This window comes from Undibacterium sp. CY21W (assembly GCF_014284265.1).
Lineage (GTDB): Bacteria > Pseudomonadota > Gammaproteobacteria > Burkholderiales > Burkholderiaceae_D > Undibacterium > Undibacterium aquatile.
This window is the reverse complement of record NZ_JACOGE010000002.1, coordinates 636,486-655,816: the sequence shown is the minus strand read 5'-3', so window position 1 is coordinate 655,816 and position 19,331 is coordinate 636,486. Positions and strand designations below refer to the sequence as shown.

Annotated in this window: 16 protein-coding genes; 12 read left to right on the top strand and 4 right to left on the bottom strand. The window is 49.4% G+C overall.

Features of this window, described 5'->3' with window-relative positions; translation table 11 throughout:
• Positions 1-37: 37 nt before the first annotated feature.
• Positions 38-2,200, bottom strand: coding sequence for a S46 family peptidase (locus H8K29_RS07550; RefSeq protein ID WP_186897060.1), 2,163 nt, complete (start codon positions 2,198-2,200; stop codon positions 38-40).
• Between the two features lie 252 nt (positions 2,201-2,452).
• Here H8K29_RS07550 and H8K29_RS07545 point away from each other — a divergent pair, with 252 nt between their 5' ends.
• From H8K29_RS07545 to H8K29_RS07510, 8 genes are all read left to right on the top strand, one after another.
• Positions 2,453-3,262: an inner membrane protein YpjD gene (locus tag H8K29_RS07545; protein ID WP_186897059.1), complete on the top strand. Its 810-nt coding sequence runs from the start codon at positions 2,453-2,455 to the stop codon at positions 3,260-3,262.
• Positions 3,259-3,525 (top strand): PP0621 family protein, encoded by a 267-nt coding sequence (locus tag H8K29_RS07540; RefSeq protein ID WP_186897058.1) that lies wholly within the window; start codon positions 3,259-3,261, stop codon positions 3,523-3,525. The genes H8K29_RS07545 and H8K29_RS07540 overlap by 4 nt, the downstream gene beginning before the upstream one ends.
• Before the next feature lie 20 nt (positions 3,526-3,545).
• A complete protein-coding gene (locus H8K29_RS07535) occupies positions 3,546-5,324 on the top strand; it encodes a PAS domain-containing sensor histidine kinase (RefSeq protein WP_186897057.1) in 1,779 nt (592 codons plus the stop codon).
• Entirely contained in the window at positions 5,321-6,760 is a 1,440-nt protein-coding gene (locus H8K29_RS07530) for a sigma-54 dependent transcriptional regulator (RefSeq protein WP_186897056.1), read from the top strand. The genes H8K29_RS07535 and H8K29_RS07530 overlap by 4 nt, the downstream gene beginning before the upstream one ends.
• A 536-nt stretch (positions 6,761-7,296) precedes the next feature.
• A complete protein-coding gene (locus H8K29_RS07525; protein WP_186897055.1) occupies positions 7,297-10,209 on the top strand; it encodes a ribonucleoside-diphosphate reductase subunit alpha in 2,913 nt (970 codons plus the stop codon).
• Positions 10,210-10,357: 148 nt separating this feature from the next.
• Positions 10,358-11,536 carry a ribonucleotide-diphosphate reductase subunit beta gene (locus H8K29_RS07520; protein WP_186897054.1) on the top strand — a complete coding sequence of 393 codons (1,179 nt, stop codon included), beginning with the start codon at positions 10,358-10,360 and terminating at the stop codon, positions 11,534-11,536.
• A gap of 423 nt (positions 11,537-11,959) precedes the next feature.
• Positions 11,960-12,772 carry a histone gene (locus H8K29_RS07515; protein ID WP_186897053.1) on the top strand — a complete coding sequence of 271 codons (813 nt, stop codon included), beginning with the start codon at positions 11,960-11,962 and terminating at the stop codon, positions 12,770-12,772.
• An 89-nt stretch (positions 12,773-12,861) separates the two neighbouring features.
• On the top strand, positions 12,862-13,410 hold the full coding sequence (locus H8K29_RS07510) for a YggT family protein (protein ID WP_186897052.1): 549 nt from the start codon (positions 12,862-12,864) through the stop codon (positions 13,408-13,410).
• 9 nt (positions 13,411-13,419) lie between these two features.
• Here H8K29_RS07510 and H8K29_RS07505 read toward each other — a convergent pair whose 3' ends face one another.
• Positions 13,420-14,424 carry a LacI family DNA-binding transcriptional regulator gene (locus tag H8K29_RS07505; protein WP_186882837.1) on the bottom strand — a complete coding sequence of 335 codons (1,005 nt, stop codon included), beginning with the start codon at positions 14,422-14,424 and terminating at the stop codon, positions 13,420-13,422.
• A gap of 87 nt (positions 14,425-14,511) precedes the next feature.
• Here H8K29_RS07505 and H8K29_RS07500 point away from each other — a divergent pair, with 87 nt between their 5' ends.
• Positions 14,512-15,804 carry an amidohydrolase family protein gene (locus tag H8K29_RS07500; RefSeq protein WP_186897051.1) on the top strand — a complete coding sequence of 431 codons (1,293 nt, stop codon included), beginning with the start codon at positions 14,512-14,514 and terminating at the stop codon, positions 15,802-15,804.
• A gap of 83 nt (positions 15,805-15,887) precedes the next feature.
• Here the strand turns inward: H8K29_RS07500 and hemL are convergent, their stop codons facing one another.
• The gene (gene hemL, locus H8K29_RS07495; RefSeq protein WP_186897050.1) at positions 15,888-17,168 is read right to left on the bottom strand and encodes a glutamate-1-semialdehyde 2,1-aminomutase; all 1,281 of its coding nucleotides are present in this window, start codon (positions 17,166-17,168) and stop codon (positions 15,888-15,890) included.
• A gap of 63 nt (positions 17,169-17,231) precedes the next feature.
• Positions 17,232-18,050 carry a hydroxymethylpyrimidine/phosphomethylpyrimidine kinase gene (locus H8K29_RS07490; protein WP_186897049.1) on the bottom strand — a complete coding sequence of 273 codons (819 nt, stop codon included), beginning with the start codon at positions 18,048-18,050 and terminating at the stop codon, positions 17,232-17,234.
• Between the two features lie 173 nt (positions 18,051-18,223).
• On the opposite strand from H8K29_RS07490, the gene H8K29_RS07485 reads away from it, so the two are divergent.
• From H8K29_RS07485 to H8K29_RS07475, 3 genes are all read left to right on the top strand, one after another.
• A complete protein-coding gene (locus tag H8K29_RS07485) occupies positions 18,224-18,376 on the top strand; it encodes a rubredoxin (protein WP_186883314.1) in 153 nt (50 codons plus the stop codon).
• A gap of 137 nt (positions 18,377-18,513) precedes the next feature.
• The gene (locus tag H8K29_RS07480) at positions 18,514-18,915 is read left to right on the top strand and encodes a PleD family two-component system response regulator (protein ID WP_186882841.1); all 402 of its coding nucleotides are present in this window, start codon (positions 18,514-18,516) and stop codon (positions 18,913-18,915) included.
• A gap of 26 nt (positions 18,916-18,941) precedes the next feature.
• Positions 18,942-19,307 (top strand): response regulator transcription factor, encoded by a 366-nt coding sequence (locus H8K29_RS07475; protein ID WP_186882842.1) that lies wholly within the window; start codon positions 18,942-18,944, stop codon positions 19,305-19,307.
• Positions 19,308-19,331: the final 24 nt, after the last annotated feature.

Sequence of the window (19,331 nt, the reverse complement as noted above, 5' to 3'; positions counted from 1 at the left end):
CGCTGACCGCGTGGCTTTTGGTGAGAAGTAAGGCGAATTATTCTGCGCCCATTTCCTTGATCAGTTTGTCTGCTTTATCGACATGTTTCATTTGCCATAACATGTAGCGCAGATCGACCTGAATCGAACGTGTATTCGCCTTGTTGTAATCCCAGTCAGAGATGATGGAGTCGAGAGTACCATCAAAGGCCAGGCCGATGAATTCACCTTTCGCATTCAGCGCAGCAGAGCCGGAATTACCACCAGTGATATCGAGCGTTGCCAGATAGGCGAGCGGCACTGCTTTCAACTTAGGATCAACATATTTTCCAAAGTCTTTGGCTTTGATTGCGGCCAACTGAGCAGCAGGCGCATTGAATTCGCCCTGGCCTGTCGCTTTTGGTGGAATACCGTTGACTGTCGTGAATGCAGACCATGCCAGACCATCGGCTGTGCCGTGATCGCGTCCAGCCACTTTACCGAATGTCACGCGCAATGTGCTGTTCGCATCAGGGTAAACCGCTTGTCCTTTGCTCTTCATGAAGGCGATTTTTGCTTTCATGTAGTTGGCATAGGCTTGTTGGATTTTACCTGCCAGTTCTTCGTCTTCCGCTTCGTGTTTCAGACCGCCTTCATACATTGCTACCGCTGCTTTGATGAAGCTGTCGTTGCTGGTTTTAAAGTCTTCAGGTTTAGCGCTCAGCCAGGCTGCACGTGTCGCTTTATCGCCCAGTTTGCTGCCGGCATACAAGTTATCCAGCAAGGCTTTCAGGTCAGCTTCGTTCATGCCGTCTTTGATGCCAATGGCCGCATCGAAGTTAGCGCTGCGCTGATCTTTTGGCAGTGCAGCGTATTGGCTCAGACTGTTCAGTACCAGCGCTTTATCGACCTTCTCTACGTAGTTGCGCTCAACTGCTTCTACACCTGCTTTAAAGCGTGGCAGGTCGCGAACCTGAAAGCCAGCTTTGCGCTCAGCATCCGGTTTCGTCGTTTCATTTGCCAGACGATACAGACTACGGGCAGTGCTCAGCAGACGCGGATACGAACGGTCGAGGAAAAACTCACGTTTGCCTTGTGCATCGCGCTGAGCGATCAGTTTTTCTACATCCGCAATATCGCTGGCAAATTCTTTTGCGCGGGCAGGATTGCTATTGACCCATGCTTTCAACTCTTCATGCTCTTTGGTTTTGCGGGCAAGAAAATCGCTGCCAGCGTAACTGTCGAGCATGCCCTGACGGTTTTTGTAGTAGTTGTTGATACCGGCAACCTGGCTGGCATATTTCAGCTTGGCGTCAGGATCATTGGCGGTTTCTTTAGCGATGATCGCGAGTGACTCACCGGAAGCTTTGACGAACGCAGGGTAGCTCCAGTCAAATGTGTACGCGACTTCAGATGGCAGACGGTGACGGTTAGTGCGGCCAGGGTAGCCCAGTACCATGACGAAATCGCCTTCAGACAAGCCGTCTTTTGCCAGTTTCAGGTAATGTTTAGGAACGTAAGGAACGTTATCCTTGCTGTAGTCAGCGGCTTTGCCATCCTTGCTGACATATGCGCGGTAGAAACCGTAGTCGCCGGTGTGACGTGGCCACATCCAGTTATCCGTATCACCACCGAATTTGCCGACACCTTCGGCAGGTGCGTGTACCAGACGGACGTCACGGATTTCCATCTGTTTGATCATGTAAAACTCAAGACCGCCATAGTATGGATAGACGTTGCAACGGTGACCGGCATCTTTTTCACATTCGGCCACCAGGGCTTTGGAGTTTTTTTCTATCGCGTCAACGCGCTTTTTGCCTTCCAGTTTGGCGACATCTTTACTGATGATTTTGTCCGAAACATTGGTTACTTCTTTGGTGACAAAAATACGTGAGCCGGGTGCTGCTGGTAATTCTTCTGCCAGCGTATTTGCCAGGAAACCATTCGCCAGCAGATTGCGCTCAGGCTTGGAGTTGTACGCCACGCTGCCATAGACGCAATGATGGTTGGTTGCAACCAGACCTTGTGGTGAAACAAAAGAAGCCGAACAACCACCGAGACTGACGATGGCGCCCATAGGGAATTCTGTCAGTTTGGTTAAGCTTGCCGGATCCAGTTTTAAACCGGCGGCTTTCAGCTCTTTAGCTACTTGTGGCAGCTGTTGTGGCATCCACATGCCTTCGTCGGCATAGGCGACTGAGGCTGCGCTCAGAACTGCCAGCGTAATGAGTGTCTTTTTCATGGTTTTATTATTGAAAAGTGAGAAAACGAAGTGAGTCTATCCCTTGGCTCAGTATATGAATACTGGACACAGTGAGTTTAGTCGCGAAAAATTCTGAAAAGTTCAAAATAACCTCTAATTTCTGTAATTAATCCTGATGCGATCGCTTGTTCCGGGATTTTTCAGACATTTCAATTTTCAGTCGGCGTCGGAAATGCCGTCAGTATGCAAGCGAACGTCAATTTTTAAGGCGACATGGTGTAAACTTAGCTGATGCAAATCTATTTATCTTTTCTGGTGGTCGTCCTCTACCTGGCCGCTGTTTTTATTCCGTTCCCGCAGCGCATCGTTGGTGCCGGGGTCAGCGTCCTTGCGTGGTTGCTGCATGCCGCCTCATTATGGCTGGCGGTGTTTGCGGATGATGCTTTACGTATCGGTTTTGCGACCATGTTATCGGCGGCGCTATGGGTGACCGTCTCTGTGTATCTGATAGAGAATCGTAATTTTTCACTCGATGGCTTGAAGTTTTTGTTATTTCCGCCTGCAGCAGGATTTTCTATCCTGCCCGTATTTTTTCCGGGTGCAGTGATTGCACTGACAGGGAAAACAGCGATGTTTCCATGGCATGTCAGCATCGCTTTGCTGGCCTACAGCACATTGACTATCGCGGCGTTTCACGCCGCGATCATGAGTCTGCAAGACAAACATTTGCATAAATTGCGTTCACGCACCTTGCAGCCATGGCTGAGCGCGGTGATTGATAAGTTGCCGGCATTACTGACGATGGAAAAGGTCTTGTTCAGACTGATTTCTGTCGGATTTGTATTACTCAGCCTGACCGTATTGTCTGGTATCGTGTTTTCTGAGCAGGTACTGGGCGTGGCATTTAAGTGGGATCATAAAACCATCTTGTCGTTATTGTCATGGCTGTTGTTTGCCATCTTGCTGGTGGGGCGCCGGTGGCGCGGCTGGCGTGGAAAAACTGTATTGAATTTCACATTGTCCGGTTTCCTGACCTTATTGCTGGCGTATGTCGGTAGTCGTTTCGTGCTGGAAGTGGTGTTGCACAGGAGTCTGGTATGAAATTGCTGATGTGGCTGGTATTGGCCGTGTTGGTCATTCTGGCGATACGTAAAAAAGCTAAACCTTTGTCTCAGGACAGCATGCGCAGCCGGAATGCTGAAACGACATCCGATGCGTCGTCATTTGATATGCCGGCGACGGCCGCTGCACCAGTAGAAACCATGGTTTGCTGTGCGCATTGTCAGATTTATTTACCAGCTTCTGAAGCCGTTATCCGGGAGCAGCAAACCTATTGTTCTTCAGCGCACGCTGATTTGCACTAGTTCAGAAATAAACTGAACCCATGGCAGCGACTTTTTCTGTTTTTCCTGAGCCGACGCCCTCGTTCTGGCGATCTCTGCAAACCCTGAATATTTCCCGGGTAATCATTGCGATCAGTCTTTTGTTGCTGCTCAATTTACGTAGTACCAAAGATATCTGGGTATTTTCCCATGTGTTTGCCATTGATATTTGTACCGCCTACTTAATTTCCAGTCTGGGCTTTGCGATACTCAAAGTCGTGCACACGCGGCATTTCATTTTGCAACTGCTGTCGCAGATTACGCTCGACATCATCATCATTTCCTTGCTTTATCTCGGTTCCGGCGGCGGGCGTGGAGGCTTCAATATCTTATTTTTGTTTCCTCTGGCAGGCGTTTCAATTCTGGCGCCTTTATTGTGGGCTTTCTTTTTCTGTTCGCTTGTCAGTTTGTTGTTGTTGAGCGAAGGGATGTACCGTTCCCTTGAGTTAGATGATGGCAGTCTGGTTTCTCAGGCCGGTTTATTCGGCGCATCCTATTTTGCTGTGGTGTACGTGGTGAATCGTCTCGCGAGTAATCTTATCCGCCAGGAGCAACTCGCGGCACTGCGTGGGAATGAATTAGTGATGCAGCAGGCGATTAATCGTTTGGTGATCGCGGATATGGATGACGGAATACTGGTGCTTGATCATTCCGGGCGCATGTTTGAAATGAATCCGGCCGCAGAACGTATGCTCGGGGGGAATCTCAAAAAAGGCATGATTGGCGTCAAATTGGCAGATGTCATCGCTTTGCGTCCTATGGTAGACACCTTGGCTGATATCCAGATCCGCAATGCGGGTAAGACGCCCAGAGAATTGGAAGATGAGATTTCATTTGTTTCTATTCCCTGCTACCTGGACGAAAGTAAAGGGAGTGTTTCCGGCTCAGCGATACCGCGCTCAGGTTTTGAACACAGCAGTTTTGGTTTCAGATCAGAACGACCGCATTTTGTCACGCATCTGAAATTGCGGATGATTATCGTCAAGGATGCGAATGAAACTGGTCTGCAGGCATCTGCGAATGATTACACCGTTATTTTTATGCAGGATGTGTCGGATATTGAGAATCATGCGCAGCAATTGAAACTGGCATCGATGGGACGTCTGACCGCCAGCATTGCGCACGAAGTCAGAAATCCGCTGTCGTCCATTTCTTATGCGGCCTCCTTGTTGAACGAAGATATTGCTCACATTGAGGACAATAAAGAGCAGGCCAAACGCCTCTTAAAAATTGTTGACGATAATGTCGGACGCTTAAATCAGTTGATCGAAGATATTCTGAAACTCTCACGTAAGGCGCGCAATGATGTGGAGCCTTATTTCCTGATGCCGCTGGTGCGCCAGTGCGTGCAGGATTTCGTCGAGATAAAACAAGTCGCCCCCGATCTGATCGCCGTTGCTCATGAAGTTGATTTCAAAGTCAGCTTCGATCCTGGTCATTTGACTGAAATCGTTTCAAACTTGCTGTCGAATGCAATCCGGTATGCGAGCGGTCGTTCTGGCAGCATTCGTTTGTATGCCATGATAAATCCTGGCGGCCGGCAGGAGTTGCATATTCAGGATGACGGTCCCGCTATCAGTTTTGAAGTCCGTGCGCATTTATTTGAACCCTTTTATACGACATCCCGGATGGGAACGGGTCTGGGCTTGTATATGGCGCGGGAATTATGCCTGAATAACAAAGCCTTGCTAGATTATGAATATCGTGTCGATCACAGCGATGCTGAAGACAGTGAGCCTAAGGGGCGTTTCGTGATTAATTTTTCTGGATTGAACGCATGAGCAACACTAGCGGCAACACTTGTCCACGCATCCTGGTGGTGGATGATGAGGCGCATTTGCGCGAGTTGTTAGAGATCACGCTGATTAAAATGGGGCTGGATGTTGATAGCGCCGAAAATCTGGATATCGCCAGAGCGCTGCTAGCCAAAAACTGCTATTCGTTGGTGTTGACCGACATGCGTTTGCCCGATGGTTCGGGAATGGAGTTAGTGGAAGAGGTTAATCTTCATTATAAAAATACCCCGATCGCGGTGATTACAGCCTTTGGCAGCACCGATAATGCGGTGATCGCCCTGAAGGCCGGGGCGTTTGATTATGTTTCCAAGCCTGTGGCTCTTGATCATTTACGCAAACTGGTGCGTTCTGCGCTGGAAATAAATCTGGTCAATGCGGAATCCGAAGTGGCCTCCGATGTCTGTGAAATGACGCCAGCCTCGTTTCTGATTGGCTCGTCGCCTGGTATGCAGGACGTCCGGGCACAAATCAGTCGTTTGGCGCGTAGCATGGCACCGGTCATTATTACCGGGGAATCCGGTAGCGGCAAGGAGCTGGCTGCACGAGAAATCCACACATCCAGTTCGCGCGCTGGCAAGCCGTTTATTGCGGTTAATTGTGGAGCAATTCCTGAGACGTTAATGGAAGCGGAATTTTTCGGTTATCGTAAAGGTGCTTTTACCGGGGCGGCAGATGATCGCGAAGGATTTTTTCAGGCGGCGAATGGCGGCACGCTGATGCTGGATGAGGTCGCCGATTTACCGCTGGCGATGCAGGTGAAGTTGTTGCGGGCAATACAGGAGCGCCGTATTCGCAAAGTCGGCGCAACACTGGAAGAGTCCGTCGATGTCAGGATTATCAGTGCAACCCATCAGAATCTGAGTACCTGCGTAGACGAAGGGCGATTCCGGCAGGACTTGTATTACCGCTTAAATGTCATTGAGCTGCACTTGCCGCCGTTGCGTGAGCGTCTTGACGACATTGCCGATTTATCTGCTGCGATATTACGTAAGCTCGCTGGCGGTGATGTCACCTTGTCGCCAGCAGCATTGCAAGCTTTACGTGCTTATGATTTCCCCGGCAATGTCCGTGAACTGGAAAACATACTCGAGCGGGCACTCGCGTTTGCCAACGATGGTTGTATACAAGTGGCCGATCTGGCCTTACGCAATCATAAAAAACTACCAACGGAACAGCATGTTGATGATGTTGTGCAGCCTGAGCAGATCATTACCGGGGCTATATCAACGAAAGATGAAGACGTTTTTTCTCCCCCTACGCTTCCTTGCTCCTTGCCTGAGTATCTGGAGAATATCGAACGCGAAATGATTATGCGGGCTTTGGAGCAGACCCGGCATAACCGGACCCAGGCGGCGGAGCTGCTCGGCGTCAGCTTCAGGCAGTTGCGTTACCAGATACAGAAATTAAAAATTCAGGATTAGTTTTCCCGGGAATTCAATCGGCGCTTGTGCGTTCGCTTTCACGCCGACGAAAGTATTGCCAGCATGTTGTCAGTGTAACTTTGCTTGCGCCCTAAGATCTGCTTCGCCTCGTTGCAGTCTAGTTGAGGATGATGCTGAAAACCGATAGATAAATATCCTTTAAGCGGTGTGACTATTTTCTGTTAGCACTCACTTACTCAGCTTGCTGCAGATTTCTGATCATCTGCGAAAGTCAATCGCTTGCACAAAAAAATTACTGAAAAATTAGCAAATAAAGCGGTTGCACACCTTAGCATCGGGTACTAGAATTAGGGCTATAAATTATTTGTGCACTATATATAGTAGTTTTTCTTGTTTTACCTTTCTTGCTTCACATTCCCCTTTTTCGCAGCAATTGATTTAAAAATGAAGAAATAACACGGCCGTTTTCCGTGTAAAGCTAGTTTGTAATAAGGCGCAACATTCAGTTAACCCGAGCGTTTCATGATCGTCTGAGGTCATGAACGACTCAAGATATCACCGACTCCGGAGGTTCAATGCACTCTTCAATGGAAACATCAACGCCATCTCATTCCGATCTAAGCTCCGCAAGCGGCAACGCCGTTCAGGCGAGTGCTGGCAGCGGATACAGCGAGCACCGGGTTATTCGCCGGAATGGTGCCGTAGTTGGTTTTGAGCCGCAAAAAATTGCGATCGCGATGACGAAGGCATTCCTGGCCGTCAACGGTGGTCAAGGCGCAGCTTCTGCCCGTATCCGTGAACTCGTTGAGCAACTGACTTCGACGGTTGTTGCGGCATTGCTGCGCAGGCAGCCAACCGGCGGCACGTTTCACATTGAAGATATTCAGGATCAGGTTGAACTGGCGCTGATGCGTTCCGGTGAGCATGATGTTGCCCGTTCTTATGTTTTGTATCGTGCAAAACATCAGGAAGAACGCCGCCTGCAACGCGAAGCGCAACAAGCCTCACAGGCAAAACTGCCGCAAATCCATGTGGTTATTGACGGTGAAAAAGTCATCCTCGACATTGAAAAAGTTCGCGCCCTTATTACTGCTGCTTGCGTTGGTCTCGACAAACTGGCAGATGCAGAAGCGATCCTGACTGAAACATTGAAGAACTTGTACGACGGCGTGCCTGTCGAGGAATTGCATAAATCAGCAATTCTGGCTGCGCGCGCTTTGATGGAAAAAGAACCAGCCTATAGCCAGGTGACTTCCCGCTTGCTGTTGCACACAGTGCGTAAAGAAGTCTTCGGCAAAGAGGTGGCTCAGCAGGATGCCGCCGCCGAATACATTCGCTATTTCCCGCAATTTATCCAGAAAGGCATTGCTGCCGAATTACTGGATACAAAATTGGCGGAATTTGATCTGGACCGTCTGGCAAAAGCATTGGTCGCTGACCGCGATCTGCAATTCAGCTATATCGGTTTGCAGACTTTGTATGACCGTTATTTCCTGCATGTCCGCGGCACCCGTATTGAAATGCCGCAGGCTTTTTATATGCGCGTGGCGATGGGCCTGGCGTTGGAAGAAAAAGATCGTAACGCCCGTGCCATCGAGTTCTATCACCTGTTGTCCAGCTTTGATTTCATGAGCTCGACACCGACACTATTTAACTCCGGCACACAACGTTCGCAATTGTCGTCCTGCTACCTGACTACGGTCTCTGATGATCTGGCCGGTATTTATGACGCGCTCAAAGAAAACGCCTTGCTGGCGAAATATGCCGGTGGTCTGGGTAATGACTGGACACCGGTACGCTCACTCGGCGCGCACATCAAAGGCACGAATGGTAAATCCCAAGGTGTGGTGCCGTTCCTGAAAGTGGTCAACGATACTGCGGTTGCGGTCAATCAGGGTGGTAAACGTAAAGGTGCAGTCTGCGCGTACCTTGAAACCTGGCATATGGATATCGAGGAATTCCTTGATCTGCGTAAGAACACTGGCGATGACCGCCGCCGTACGCATGACATGAATACCGCCAACTGGATTCCTGATCTGTTCATGAAGCGCGTGATGGAAAAAGGAGAGTGGACCCTGTTCTCTCCATCCGATGTACCGGATCTGCATGATAAATTCGGTAAGGCATTTGAAAGTGCTTACCTCGCTTACGAAGCCAAAGCGGCTTCCGGGGAAATCGAATTGTCCAAGAAAATCCCGGCACTCGACCTCTGGCGCAAAATGCTGTCCATGTTGTTTGAAACAGGACATCCATGGATCACGTTCAAAGATCCTTGCAATATCCGCAGCCCGCAGCAGCATGTAGGCGTGGTGCACTCGTCGAATCTGTGTACCGAGATCACGCTCAACACTAACGAAAGCGAAATCGCCGTATGTAATCTGGGCTCGGTTAACCTGCCAGCGCACATGAAGAATGGCAAGCTCGATCACGTCAAACTGCAAAAAACGATCCGTACCGCGATGCGTATGCTGGATAACGTGATTGATATTAACTACTATGCCGTACAAAAAGCACGCGATTCCAATCTGCGTCACCGTCCGGTCGGCATGGGTATCATGGGCTTCCAGGATTGCCTGCACATGATGCGCGTGCCTTATGCATCGAATGAAGCGGTGCAGTTTGCTGACACCTCGATGGAAGCCGTGTGTTACTACGCTTATCTGGCATCGACTGAGCTGGCGGAAGAACGTGGCACTTACAGCTCTTATCAAGGTTCGTTGTGGGATAGAGGTATTCTGCCGCAAGACTCGTTGAAGTTGTTGGCGGAAGAGCGTGGTGGTTATCTGGAAGCAGATTTTAGCGAAACCATGGACTGGACTGTGGTGCGTGATCGCATCAAACAATTTGGTATGCGCAATTCAAACTGCGTTGCGATTGCGCCGACAGCAACGATTTCTAACATCATCGGCGTCTCAGCCTGTATCGAGCCGACCTATCAGAATTTGTATGTGAAATCGAACTTGTCCGGCGAGTTTACTGAAATTAACGAACACCTGGTGCGCGATCTGAAATTGCGTGGCTTGTGGGATGAGGTGATGATCGCTGACCTGAAATATTTTGATGGCAGCTTGGCTCGCATTGATCGTATTCCACAAGATTTGCGCGAACTGTATGCGACTGCGTTTGAGATCAGCCCGTCGTGGCTGGTCGAAGCGGCTTCACGTCGTCAGAAATGGATAGATCAGGCGCAATCCCTGAATATCTATATGGCAGGCGCATCCGGTAAAAAACTGGACGAGACCTACAAACTGGCCTGGTTACGTGGTCTGAAAACGACGTATTACTTGCGTACGATTGGCGCGACGCATACCGAAAAATCGACATCGAAAACTGGTGCGTTGAATGCAGTTGCGGTGGATGGCGGTGCGGGTGCATTCAGCGCAGCACCGGTTGCGGCAGCGCCAGCAGTAGCCCCTGAAGCAGAAGGTGCAGCTTGCTACCTTCGTCCAGGTGACCCAGGTTTTGAAGAGTGCGAAGCTTGTCAGTAATGCTGTCGGCTTTCAGGCAGTAACTGACAGAAATACAGAACTAATCAATTGAATTTTCAGCGAACGGTGTGAGCTATCCATCGTTCGCAATGTCCGGCACATTTTTGCTTATGCGCAAAGATAAAGTGTCATCTTGTAAGGAATAAAAATGTTATCTTGGGACGATGAAGCCACACCAGCAGCACCTGTAGCGCCATCAACTGTGCGGCCAGCAGGCAGCGATGTACAAGCTGGTCTGCAATTACAGGAAGTTGCGCTAAATCCAGCGTTGGTCAAGAAAGTCGAATCTGCGAGCGCAGAAGATATTGCGCGTCGTGTGAACGCTGCCGATAAACGTATTATCAATGGACAGACAGACGTTAACCAACTGGTACCATTCAAATACAAGTGGGCATGGGATAAATATCTGGCTGGTTGTGCGAATCACTGGATGCCACAGGAAATCAATATGCAACGCGATATTGAATTGTGGAAAAATCCAAATGGACTGACTGATGATGAGCGTCGTTTGGTGACACGTAATCTCGGTTTTTTCGTGACTGCAGATTCTCTGGCAGCAAACAATATTGTGTTGGGTACCTACCGCCACATTACTGCGCCGGAATGCCGTCAGTATTTGCTGCGTCAGGCATTTGAAGAAGCGATTCATACTCACGCGTATCAATATATCGTTGAATCACTGGGTTTGGATGAAGGCGAAATTTTTAACGCTTATAACGAAATCGAATCCATCCGTGACAAAGATCAGTTTCTGATTCCATTCATCGATGTGTTGACGAATCCTGAATTTAAAACAGGCACGACTGAAGCGGATCAGACATTGCTGCGTTCGCTGATTGTCTTTGCGTGTCTGATGGAAGGACTGTTCTTCTATGTTGGATTTACGCAGATTCTGGCGCTGGGTCGTCAGAATAAAATGATGGGTGCAGCCGAACAGTATCAATACATTTTGCGCGACGAATCGATGCACTGCAATTTCGGTATTGATTTGATCAATACGATTAAGATGGAAAATCCGCATTTGTGGACAGCGGAATTCAGAGATGAAATTAAATCGTTGTTTTTGCGCGCGGTGGAGTTGGAATATCGCTACGCAGAGGATACAATGCCGCGTGGAGTGCTTGGATTAAATGCTCCGATGTTCAAAGGATATTTACGCTTCATCGCAAATCGCAGAGCACAACAAATTGGTCTTGATGTTTTGTTCCCTCAGGAAGAAAATCCTTTCCCGTGGATGAGCGAAATGATAGACCTGAAAAAAGAGCGCAACTTTTTTGAAACGCGCGTGATTGAGTATCAAACAGGCGGAGCCCTCAATTGGGAGTAGCTGCTGAATAAGCGCCCCGGCCTCCTGAAAAGGGATACTCAAGGTTTGCACGAGATGTAAAACTCGAGAGGCCTCACCAAACTGAATGGACAGTCAAAGATTAAATTACTTGTACTGTTAGTGCCGCAATACCTGGCGAAATCGGGTATTGCGGTTTTTGGCTTTGTGCCTTGAGTTCTGTAACTAATATTGACGTACGCAGGTAGTGCGGGCGTTGCAGATCGATCGCTTCAGACGACGATCGCAGAGCGAAAGTTTATGGCTGAAGTGCTGCATCATCGAGGGCATGCAGCAGTTCAGCCGGTGCCGAATTCATTAGCGCAAACATCGTTTATGTTTGTGCCCATGAATAATCCGCTTGAAAGGATAGAGCGGATTTAATTTTTATCCGATTTTTTCCATCTCTATCGAAGGAGAAACAAAATGGCAACAGCACCAAAAACGGCAGCGGGCGATTCCGCCTCTGCGAAAAAGACGACTGCTAAAAAAGCCGTCGCTAAAGTGGCAGCGAAAAAAGTAGCAGCGAAACCAGCAGCAAAAGCAACGGCCAAACCAGTAGCGAAGAAAGCCGTCGCTAAAGTGGCAGCGAAGCCAGCAGCGAAAAAAGTAGCAGCGAAACCAGCAGCGAAACCAGCAGCAAAAGCAGCGGCCAAACCAGTAGCGAAGAAAGCCGTCGCTAAAGTGGCAGCGAAACCAGCAGCGAAAAAAGTAGCAGCGAAACCAGCAGCAAAAGCAGCGGCCAAACCAGTAGCGAAGAAAGCCGTCGCTAAAGTAGCAGCGAAGCCGGCAGTAAAAGCAGCTGCAAAACCAGCAGCAAAAGCAGCGGCCAAACCAGTAGCGAAGAAAGCCGTCGCTAAAGTGGCAGCGAAGCCAGCAGCGAAAAAAGTAGCAGCGAAACCAGCAGCAAAAGCAGCGGCTAAACCAGTAGCGAAGAAAGCCGTCGCTAAAGTGGCAGCGAAGCCAGCAGCGAAAAAAGTAGCAGCGAAACCAGCAGCAAAAGCAGCGGCCAAACCAGTAGCGAAGAAAGCCGTCGCTAAAGTGGCAGCGAAGCCAGCAGCGAAAAAAGTAGCAGCGAAGCCAGCAGCAAAAGCAGCGGCTAAACCTGCCGCTAAACCAGCTGCAAAAAAAGTAGCGGCAAAAAAGGCTGCTCCAGCGAAGCCAGCGACTCCTGATGCAAAAACGGTCGTTAGCCCGAATGCTGCGTGGCCATTCCCAACTGGCAATCGTCCAGCGTAATTTTGTGCTACTTGGTTGCCTGACCTTATTCAGGCACAATACCCACTCTGTGATGATTCACCTGGTGGGTTTTTTTTTGAGGATAATTTGTGCTGCATGGAATTTTTACTTTCGTCATCGATATCCTGACCGGTTTTTTTGCCGGATTTTTGCTGTTACGTTTCTGGATGCAAGTACAACGGGTCCGTCCCCCTGCTGGTTTAGCACAGGCGATTTTTCAGATCACAGATTGGCTGGTACATCCGATACGACGTGTCGTTCCGGGATTTCGTGGCTACGATTGGGCAACGATGGTCTGCGTTTTTCTGACCGCGTTGTTGTCGATGGTATTGGATTTCTGGTTGTTATCCGAAGTCTCATTCAGTGCGATTTTGCTGCTTACAGTATTTCGTGTGTTGCAGTGGGTACTGTATGGTTTGATGGCTCTGCTGGTGCTTGAGGCAATTTTCAGCTGGGTGAATCCACATGCGCCATTGGCACCCTTTATCCGGGCGTTGAATGAGCCCTTGTTGTCACCGTTCCGCAAGGTATTGCCTGCATTGGGCGGTCTCGATTTTTCGCCCTTGCTGGTGTTGATTTTATTGCAGATATTGAGCCGGGTGCTCAATGAGTTGATGCCTCGCTTGTTGATGCTGTAACCGGATATCTTAGTTTTCCGGTCTGGCGGTCGATTGACGGATAATCAGCTGCGACCTTAGCATTTCCCGTCGTAACGGAAGGGTAGGATTCGTAATTCTGGCGACCAGAACCTGCGCGGTGAGTTGTCCTATATCGTGTTTCGGTTGTGCGATGGTAGTCAATGGTGGCGTGCTGAATGAGGCCAGCGCAATATCGTCGTAGCCGATGACAGACAGTTGTTGCGGTATTTTTACGCCAGCTTCATTTGCTGCACAAATGCCGCCGATGGCCATCAGATCATTGCTGACAAAAATCGCCGTCGGTCTTTCAGGTAAGGCCAGTAACTGTTTAAATGCATTAAATCCGCCCTGGCTGGTAAAGTCGCTATGGATCAGATATTCAGTGCGGAATTCCAGCTTTGCTTCGGCTAAAGCGCGTAAATAACCTGTGACCCGACCACCGCTCGGCAGCAGCGTGTCCGGCCCGGCAACACAGGCGATCCGGCGATGTCCTAATCCTATCAGATAGCGGGTCGCATCATAGCCGCCCTGTACGTGATCCGCTTCAATTAAATCTGCCGCAACGCCCGCCACTTCACGGTCAACCAACACTTTCGGGATGCCTTCATCGGCCAGTAGTTTTGTTAATTCTTCGTCGGATCCTGATGGCACCAGAATCAGGCCATCGATACGTTTTTCCATCAGTACGCGGATATACGCTGCCTGCCTTTTCGGATCATCATCGGAATTGCACAAAATAATGTTGTAGCCGAGTTTGAATGACGCATCTTCTATGCCCTGGATCACTTCGGCAAAATAGGGATTCGAATTATTCGGAATCATCATACCCAATGTATGGGTCCGGTCATTTTTTAAACTGCGTGCAACGGCGCTGGGGATGTAGCGTAATTCTTTGATGACAGAGAGAACACGTTCACGGGCATCATCGCTGACAACCCGGGTATTATTGATCACATGCGAAACGGTAGTCGTTGATACGCGCGCTTTTTCCGCGACCTGCTTCATTGTTGCCATAAAAATCCCTGCTTTTCGATGATGAGATTATGACGCAGGATAACGGTAGCGGTTAAAATTTTTGCAAACATCCAGAAAGGATTTCACATGCATGATCTGATGATCCGGAATGCTCATTTGCCTGATGGGCGCAGCGGTGTCGATATTCTTGTGCGGCAGGGCAAGATAGAAGTGATAGCGGAACGCTTACCGAAGATAAGTATTCCTGAAATTGATGCAAACGGGGATTTGCTCAGCACACCGTTTGTTGATGCGCATTTCCATATGGACGCCGTGCTTTCATATGGTTTGCCACGCGTGAATCAGTCAGGAACGTTGTTGGAAGGAATCTCGCTATGGGGCGAACTCAAACCAATGCTGACGCAGGAAGCGCTGATTGCCAGAGCAATCGAATATTGCGACTGGGCGATCGCCAAAGGTTTGCTGGCGATACGTACCCATGTGGATATTTGTGACGATCGTTTGCTGGCTGCAGAGGCTTTACTGGAGGTGAAGCGGCAGGTGGCACCGTATATCGATTTGCAGTTGGTGGCATTTCCGCAGGATGGCTTGTTACGTAGTCCGACTGCATTCGATAATCTGACGCGCGCGATTGCGATGGGGGTGGATGTGGTCGGTGGTATTCCGCATTTTGAGCGGACGATGGCGGAGGGCGCTGAATCGGTGCGTCTGTTATGTGAGTTCGCCGCAGAAAAAGGCTTGCGCGTCGATATGCATTGCGACGAATCCGATGATCCGCTGTCACGTCATATAGAAACGCTGGCCTTTCATACTCAGCGCCTCGGTTTGCATCATCGGGTGACGGGATCGCATCTGACATCAATGCATTCGATGGATAACTACTATGTCAGTAAGTTGTTGCCGCTGATGCGTGAAGCAGGTGTCGCTGCCATTGCCAATCCCTTGATTAATATTACTTTGCAAGGCCGTCACGATACTTACCCGAAACGTCGTGGCATGACGCGGGTGCCGGAAATGCTGGCGGCGGGAATCGATGTGGCGTTCGGACATGATTGCGTGATGGATCCCTGGTATAGCCAGGGGTCTGGTGACATGCTGGAAGTGGCGAGCATGGGCTTGCATGTTGCCCAGATGACGGGTCAGCAGGCGATGCGGCAGTGTTTTGATGCTGTGACTAAAACGCCCGCCAAAATCATGGGACTGGAAGGCTATGGTTTGCAGCCGGGTTGCTTTGCTGATTTCGTTATTCTTGATGCTGCCAGCAGTATCGAGGCATTACGTTTGCGCCCGGTGCGACGCTACGTGATTAAACGCGGCCAGATCATCAGTGAAACACCAAAACAGGAAGCACTGCTGCATTTATCCGGCAAAGAAACTCGGGTGAGTTTCAGAAGGCAAGGGGATGGAAAAGGCGCGTAAAAAAGGAAGGGAAAAACAGGACTCTGAATATTTACGCGGCTGACAGGCTATTTTTGCTCTGTCAGCCGCGTGAATATTAGGAGTTACAGTTTTGAAAATGCCTGTTTTGCTGCTGCTATCGTCGTCTCAATAATCGCGTCGTCATGCGCGATCGAAACGAAGCCGGCTTCAAAAGCCGATGGTGCGAGATACACGCCAGCATCCAGCATCAGATGGAAGAAACGGTTAAATTTATCTTTGTCCGTTGCCATCATGGCTGCATAGGAGTCGGGAATCTGCGCGGCGAAATACAGGCCAAACATGCCGCCGACCGCATCGGCACAGAAGTCAAATCCTGCCTGTTGTCCTGCTGCCGTCAGACCATCCGCGAGTTTGCGGGTTTGTGCCGTTAATTGCTCGTAAAAGCCAGGTTGCTGGATGATCTTCAATGTTGTTATGCCTGCTGCGACGGCGACTGGGTTGCCTGACAAAGTCCCCGCCTGATAGACACCACCGATCGGTGCCATGTGCGCCATGAGATCGGCGCGCCCGCCAAATGCCGCGACCGGCAAGCCGCCACCGATGACCTTGCCCATACAGACCAGATCGGCCTGTATTCCGAACAAGGCTTGCGCACCCTGTAATCCGACGCGGAAGCCGCACATCACCTCGTCAAAAATCAGAACACTGCCATGCGCAGTACAAAGGCGGCGCATGGTTTGCAGGAATTCTGGCGTGGCACGAATCAGATTCATATTGCCCGCAACTGGCTCAACGATAATGCAGGCGATCTGATCACCGATTGATTGGAATACGTCTTCCAATTGCTGGCTGTTGTTATAGTCGAGCACCAGCGTATGTTTGCTGAAATCTTCCGGAACGCCAGCGGATGTCGGGTTGCCGAAAGTCAGTAAGCCGCTGCCAGCCTTCACTAACAACGAATCGGCGTGGCCGTGGTAGCAACCCTCGAATTTAATAATTTTGTCGCGTTTAGTCGCGCCGCGGGCAAGGCGCAAGGCGCTCATCGTCGCTTCTGTTCCACTCGATACCAGGCGGATTTGTTCTACCCCTGGAACGATGCCGCAGATTTCTTCTGCCATCAGCACTTCGCCTTCCGTCGGCGCGCCAAAACTCAGTCCGCGGGCGGCTGCTTCCTGAACGGCTTGCACTACATCTGGGTGCGCATGGCCGACAATCGCTGGTCCCCAGGAGCCGATATAGTCGATGTAACGCTGATCTTCTGCATCCCAGAAGTAGGCGCCTTCAGCGCGGGTGATAAAGCGCGGCGTGCCGCCGACAGAGCGAAAAGCTCTGACCGGAGAATTGACGCCACCGGGAGTCGTTTTTTGCGCGCGTGCAAACAGGGTTTCGTTTTTATTCGTCATGATAGAAAGGGTAATTGATTCGGAAGATGTTGCCGCTGGATGATGTATTCATGCAGCGTATATTCAGTGTTCAGGTTCTCTCGCCCAGAAATAACGGTCTGGAATCAGCTTTCCCATTCCTAACTGCTGCGCGTGGCTTACGGCCGCCATAGTAAATTCTTGTGCTTCCATTACTGCCTCGGGAATTTCAAGACCCGTAGCCAGTAAGGCTGTAATTGCAGCCGAGAGCGTTGACCCGGCTCCGGCATGAGAGCCTGGCACGCGTTGCCAGACGTCTCTTCTGACGATGCCAGATTCGCTGAACAGCGTATTCGCAACTTCTCCGCTGTTGCAAGGCGTTCCGGTGACAAAAACATATTCACAGCCGGAATCAATTAACGCCATGGCATCTGCTGTTAAGTCTTCCGGTTCTGCATTTTCCTTCCAGGTTTCTGCCAGGCGTGACAATTCCACCGCTGAAATGAGTAATAACGTCGCTTGTGGGATTAATAATTCCCGTATAGATAAGGTCAGATCTTCCGCATCGGGAATGTGATCCGTGATTGCGGTATTAAATGGATCCAGAATCAAGGGCATTTCTGGATAATCGGAGACAATCTCGGCAATGGTCGTGACGTTATCCACACTGCCGACCTGGCCAACTTTAATCGTGAGCACAGGCATATCTTCCAGTACGGTTCTGGCCTGTTCGTCAATCAGATCCGCATCCAGAGGATGGATACCGTCGATCTGTGACGTGTCGCCGGTGAGTATGGCGGTCACAACCGGTAATCCGTGGCAGCCCATTGCGGCAAATGATGCCAGATCTGCAAATAGTCCCGTTGCACCGACCGGATCAGAGGCGCCGAAACTAAGAATAATGGGAGAAATTTGGTTTTGCACGTTTGGTAGATTAATATAGGCAACCTTAACGAGCCAGGGATGGTTCGAAAAAGAAAAATTACACAGGAATGCAAGCTTTTGTAATTTTATGCGGGATATTTAATATTTTACTTGATTGAAGGATTTTAGTCGTGAGTGATAGTGCTGGCGAAAAGCCACAGTATAAAACATGGATGTGTCTGATTTGTGGCTGGGTTTATGATGAAGAACAAGGTTCCCCCGAAGATGGCATTCCTGCTGGCACTTTATGGGATGATGTACCCATGAACTGGACTTGTCCTGAATGTGGTGCTCGTAAAGAAGATTTTGAAATGACAGCAATTTGATAGGAATGTGTCTTTTAGACTATAAAAGTGTGTCTTTTTGGCGATACGGAATGTTTATTCCAGGGAAATAAACGCCAGATCGAAATTTTTTTTGTTAAAGTGGTAGCTTGCTATTTTTCTGTCGGGAAGATGATTTTATGTCAGCGTTGGCAAGCAATGAAAACTTGAAAATCATGGTGATTGACGATAGCAGCACAATACGTCGATCGGCAGAGATATTCCTCGGACAAGCTGGTTATACAATTGTCTTGGCGGAGGATGGCTTTGACGCACTCGCAAAGATTAACGATTCTCATCCTGACCTGATTTTTTGCGATATTCTGATGCCAAGGCTGGATGGTTATCAAACCTGCGCTTTGATAAAGAAAAGTGTCAAATTCAGGGATACACCTGTCATTATGTTATCTTCCAAGGATGGACTGTTTGACAGAGCGCGCGGCGCCATGGTCGGTTCTGATGAATATCTGACCAAGCCTTTTACAAAAGATAGTCTTTTGAGAACTGTGCGGAATTACACGTCCGATACACAGGAAAAATAATTCAGTTTTATGTGAGGAATTAGCGAATGGCTATTCAAAAAATATTAATAGTAGATGACTCTCCTACAGAGCGTTATTTTTTAACAGAAGTTTTGGTTAGAAATGGCTTCTCTGTATCTACCGCTGAAAATGGCGAGGAAGCCCTGACAAAAATTAAGGCAGATAAACCACAGTTGATTCTGATGGATGTCGTGATGCCTGGGCAAAATGGTTTTCAGATCACGCGTGCTATTGCCAAAGATCCGGAAACACAGGATGTGCCAATTATTATCTGTACCAGCAAGAATCAGGAGACAGATCGTATCTGGGGTTTGCGTCAAGGCGCCAAGGATTACCTGGTAAAGCCGATTGACCCACAAGAGCTGTTAGCAAAAATTGCCGCTCTTAGTTAATGATCCGCAGATAGCCTGCTTGTC

Excerpts from the sequence above, each read along its gene's own strand:
- H8K29_RS07515 (WP_186897053.1), top strand. The coding sequence starts at position 11,960 with ATGGCAACAGCACCAAAAACGGCAGCGGGCGATTCCGCCTCTGCGAAA.
- H8K29_RS07520 (WP_186897054.1), top strand. The coding sequence starts at position 10,358 with ATGTTATCTTGGGACGATGAAGCCACACCAGCAGCACCTGTAGCGCCA.
- H8K29_RS07530 (WP_186897056.1), top strand. The coding sequence starts at position 5,321 with ATGAGCAACACTAGCGGCAACACTTGTCCACGCATCCTGGTGGTGGAT.
- H8K29_RS07545 (WP_186897059.1), top strand. The coding sequence starts at position 2,453 with ATGCAAATCTATTTATCTTTTCTGGTGGTCGTCCTCTACCTGGCCGCT.
- H8K29_RS07485 (WP_186883314.1), top strand. The coding sequence starts at position 18,224 with ATGTGTCTGATTTGTGGCTGGGTTTATGATGAAGAACAAGGTTCCCCC.
- H8K29_RS07475 (WP_186882842.1), top strand. The coding sequence starts at position 18,942 with ATGGCTATTCAAAAAATATTAATAGTAGATGACTCTCCTACAGAGCGT.
- H8K29_RS07505 (WP_186882837.1), bottom strand. The coding sequence starts at position 14,424 with ATGGCAACAATGAAGCAGGTCGCGGAAAAAGCGCGCGTATCAACGACT.
- H8K29_RS07540 (WP_186897058.1), top strand. The coding sequence starts at position 3,259 with ATGAAATTGCTGATGTGGCTGGTATTGGCCGTGTTGGTCATTCTGGCG.
- H8K29_RS07550 (WP_186897060.1), bottom strand. The coding sequence starts at position 2,200 with ATGAAAAAGACACTCATTACGCTGGCAGTTCTGAGCGCAGCCTCAGTC.
- H8K29_RS07535 (WP_186897057.1), top strand. The coding sequence starts at position 3,546 with ATGGCAGCGACTTTTTCTGTTTTTCCTGAGCCGACGCCCTCGTTCTGG.
- hemL (WP_186897050.1), bottom strand. The coding sequence starts at position 17,168 with ATGACGAATAAAAACGAAACCCTGTTTGCACGCGCGCAAAAAACGACT.
- H8K29_RS07500 (WP_186897051.1), top strand. The coding sequence starts at position 14,512 with ATGCATGATCTGATGATCCGGAATGCTCATTTGCCTGATGGGCGCAGC.
- H8K29_RS07525 (WP_186897055.1), top strand. The coding sequence starts at position 7,297 with ATGCACTCTTCAATGGAAACATCAACGCCATCTCATTCCGATCTAAGC.
- H8K29_RS07480 (WP_186882841.1), top strand. The coding sequence starts at position 18,514 with ATGTCAGCGTTGGCAAGCAATGAAAACTTGAAAATCATGGTGATTGAC.